Origin of the sequence: uncultured Ligilactobacillus sp., assembly GCF_948826705.1 — a bacterium.
Lineage (GTDB): Bacteria > Bacillota > Bacilli > Lactobacillales > Lactobacillaceae > Ligilactobacillus.
In genome coordinates this window covers 1-2964 of the sequence record NZ_CAQLEL010000152.1, presented here as the reverse complement: position 1 = coordinate 2964, position 2964 = coordinate 1, and the positions used below count along the sequence as shown (strand labels likewise).

Here is a 2964-nt window from a genome sequence, read left to right as displayed (position 1 = left end):
AAGTCCGTTAATAGTGTTTTTAAGCACTACTTGTATATCTTGTTCATCTTTAGCAGTAAATTCAGGGGTTGAAGTTTTTCCTAAAAGATAATCAGTTGTAACATCATATAAATCGGAAATTTTTTTTAACAATTCTAAATCAGGTTCTCTTGATCCATATTCATAATTTGCATAAGTCTGCATATTAGATAAACCAAGTTTTTTAGCTACATAGGTTTTGCTCCAACCACGTTCTTCTCTTAAGTTTGTTAAAGTTAAACTTAATTTACTCATAGCAAGATACCTCTTCTTAATTTTTATAAACCCTTAATTCAAGTATTATATTATCATAGTTAAACAAAAAAGATACATTTTTTAACAAAAAGTTTAATTTATGTGTTGACTTAAACGTAAAGTTTAAATATAATATATTTGTAAGTTAAACATAACGTTTAAGGAGGTGGAGCTATGATAGACATTATCAAAGATGATGCTCATAAACTCTTGAAACAAAAGATTGATTCAAAGGGGTTAAAACAGAAATATGTTGCTGAAAAAATTGGTATTTCAACTAATTATTTGGGACAGGTACTAAATGGAAACAAAAAGATGTCTGCTGAAGTTGCTATTAGGGCTAGTCGTGCACTAGGGTTGTCACTAGAGTTTTTTTTAAACAAAAGTTAAACATAAAGTTTAATTAAAAAGAATTTAGTAAAGTGAGGTAAAAAATGTACGCAGTAACAAACACAAGAGTAAAAATCGAGAATATGCAATACAACTTGTATCTCAAAACAGATTTTCTTGGTTGCTTTGAAACACTTGAAGAAGCACAAGAAGCAGTTGCTAAGTTTACGGAAAAGATCAAGGGAAAAGTCAAAGATGTGCGATTATGCAGTTCTGGAGAATGTGAATTCTATGTAACAGAAATCAGACAATGCTCAGAGCACGTGAACAATTTACAGATCCACGTCATAAATTAACAAGGAGGACAACATGGAAGAAAGTTACAGATTAAGGCAATCAAAAGGAAAGCTTGAGCGTTTAGAACGAGAGTATGCAGAGTTAGATGAAAGGTTGGAAAATCATTATCGTATCACAAACGGACAACCAATGAATGATAAGCGTAACGGTGCTAGCTGGTTCAAAAAAGAAAACTGGTTCTTGGATAAGATACGTGATAAACGCCAAGAAATCGAAGAACAAAGAGAAAGGGTGGAAAAGTTAGAAGAGCAGGCTTATAACAAGGCAAATGGTTTAGCTAGAAATGGTAGTGGCTTAGAAATGAGCGTTCCTAATCTTCCAAGGATCAAGGAGCATATCAAGAGAGCTGAACAAGGCGAATTATTTGTTACCAAGGCTACTGTAAGACGTTGGAAGAAGAAAGTAATAGAGCTGGAGCAGATGAAAGAGACCTCGGATACAAAGCTTACAGCGGGTGCTCAGAAGCTTGTAGATGATGGCTTGCTTAGACAATGGAAGAAGAAACCGACGATTTATTTTGTGACTGATCATCATTTTAGAAAGCTGGCTTTAGAGCTAAATAGTGATGGTAAGTTTGAAGAATGCTCCGTATATAAGTACAGAGCAAAGACAGAAGACGCTGAAAAATATATCAGAGATCTTCTGGAAATACAGGAAGAATCAAAATGACAGAAAGCGAGATGTGAATATTGAAGAATGATTTATTAGCAAAGCTTGAAAAACTTAAAAAAAAGTACCCTGACAGAGAATTCAGAGCACTCTTGATAACAGATGATAGTTTAAACATTACTACTACGTTAAGAAATTCACTAGGAACAACAACTATTGATAGTCACAATTATAACGGTATTGTTTATCAAATGATTGTTCAAGACAAAATGTTTCCACAAGATCATCGAGCTTTAAAGCTAGGGTTGATCGTAGACAAAATGGAGTTCTTACTATCATCAAGTAGGGCTTATGCATTGCTCATGGAATATGGAATATAAAGAAATCAGATTTTTCAACAAAGGATAATCCATTCTCCAAAGCAAACTGAGAAATATGGGCTCTGAAGTTTGGGCTTTCCTCAAAACCAGAGCGGTGGATCTTAAAATCTTTTGAACCATGTTTAAGGGCTTTTTCATATGAATTTTTGAGCAAGAAGAAATCACCTTGTTTAAGCCACTCAAGATATTGTTCACTTTGATAAGACATAATTAACACCCCCTAGAGGTGATTATAACAGAAAGCGAGATGATGATGATGTACAAAGTAATCGAGACGACTTCAGATGATACCAAGGTAATTCACCTTGGATCATACCCGAGCGAAGCTGAAGCACACAGAGCTGTTTCGGAATTTGCACAGAAGCATGTGAACATAGCTAAGATCTTATGCAAGCGATACAGCTTACGACTAGGTTTAGATCAAGCGACAGTGACTATTGATGATTGTAGTTACTGTTACAGAGTGGAAGGGGGATAAGGCAATGGAGGTGACATTTTCAGACAATGATATGCGTACATTGGCGAGATACGTTGCAGAAGAATTAAGAGCAAATCAGATCGTACAACAGCCAATGATGACAATGAAAGAAAAAAGAAGCAGACGTCTGGATATCGGACAGGCTGCAGAGTATATGAACAGAAGCAGAAGCACTATTGATCGGTGGAGAAAGTCCAAGCCAGAGTTCAAAGTGCTAGAACACATTGACGGAACATCAACGTATTTTCTAACTAATGAATTAGACGAATATCTAAATCAATAATTGCTTGCCGGTAATTGTCGAGAAAATAAATTTAAGGAGGTGATGCAGATCGGAATAGTAGTGTTGATCGCAGTGCTAATCGTGGTTGATGGAGGCTGCGAATTGTTGAAAACGAAATGGAGGTCATAGGAATGAAACATTGTGAACATTGTGGTGAAGAAATCAAAGGGGGTTACTTGCAAATCAATTGTGAATTTTTTGATGAATATATGATTGAGTTTGATCATGGCGCATTTTGTTGTAAAGACTGCCTT

The 2964-nt window shown here is 35.3% G+C and carries 7 protein-coding genes; 5 read left to right on the top strand and 2 right to left on the bottom strand.

The genetic code is table 11. The annotated features are described in order from the left end of the window. A partial coding sequence (locus Q9Q35_RS11555; RefSeq protein WP_304653503.1) for a helix-turn-helix domain-containing protein occupies nt 1-273 on the bottom strand: 273 nt, incomplete at its 3' end. Between the two features lie 174 nt (nt 274-447). On the opposite strand from Q9Q35_RS11555, the gene Q9Q35_RS11550 reads away from it, so the two are divergent. From Q9Q35_RS11550 to Q9Q35_RS11535, 4 genes are read left to right on the top strand one after another with little or no spacing between them, the layout of a single operon-like run. Continuing rightward, nucleotides 448-663, top strand: coding sequence for a helix-turn-helix transcriptional regulator (locus Q9Q35_RS11550; protein ID WP_221678338.1), 216 nt, complete (start codon nt 448-450; stop codon nt 661-663). Between the two features lie 44 nt (nt 664-707). After that, nucleotides 708-959, top strand: coding sequence for a hypothetical protein (locus Q9Q35_RS11545; protein ID WP_304653502.1), 252 nt, complete (start codon nt 708-710; stop codon nt 957-959). 13 nt (nt 960-972) lie between these two features. Beyond that, a complete protein-coding gene (locus Q9Q35_RS11540; RefSeq protein WP_304653501.1) occupies nt 973-1629 on the top strand; it encodes a hypothetical protein in 657 nt (218 codons plus the stop codon). 20 nt (nt 1630-1649) lie between these two features. After that, a complete protein-coding gene (locus tag Q9Q35_RS11535) occupies nt 1650-1949 on the top strand; it encodes a hypothetical protein (RefSeq protein ID WP_304653500.1) in 300 nt (99 codons plus the stop codon). Here the strand turns inward: Q9Q35_RS11535 and Q9Q35_RS11530 are convergent. Beyond that, a complete protein-coding gene (locus Q9Q35_RS11530; protein WP_304653499.1) occupies nt 1930-2157 on the bottom strand; it encodes a hypothetical protein in 228 nt (75 codons plus the stop codon). The two genes, Q9Q35_RS11535 and Q9Q35_RS11530, sit on opposite strands and share 20 nt — an antisense overlap. A gap of 280 nt (nt 2158-2437) precedes the next feature. Between Q9Q35_RS11530 and Q9Q35_RS11525 the strand changes: the two genes are divergently transcribed. Continuing rightward, complete coding sequence (locus Q9Q35_RS11525; RefSeq protein ID WP_304653498.1) at nt 2438-2710, top strand: AlpA family transcriptional regulator; 273 nt, start codon at nt 2438-2440, stop codon at nt 2708-2710. The last annotated feature ends 254 nt before the right edge of the window (nt 2711-2964 follow it).

What these genes read in the sequence shown, in the direction of transcription:
- Q9Q35_RS11550 (WP_221678338.1), top strand. Translation starts at nt 448, where the DNA reads ATGATAGACATTATCAAAGATGATGCTCATAAACTCTTGAAACAAAAG.
- Q9Q35_RS11545 (WP_304653502.1), top strand. Translation starts at nt 708, where the DNA reads ATGTACGCAGTAACAAACACAAGAGTAAAAATCGAGAATATGCAATAC.
- Q9Q35_RS11540 (WP_304653501.1), top strand. Translation starts at nt 973, where the DNA reads ATGGAAGAAAGTTACAGATTAAGGCAATCAAAAGGAAAGCTTGAGCGT.
- Q9Q35_RS11530 (WP_304653499.1), bottom strand. Translation starts at nt 2,157, where the DNA reads ATGTCTTATCAAAGTGAACAATATCTTGAGTGGCTTAAACAAGGTGAT.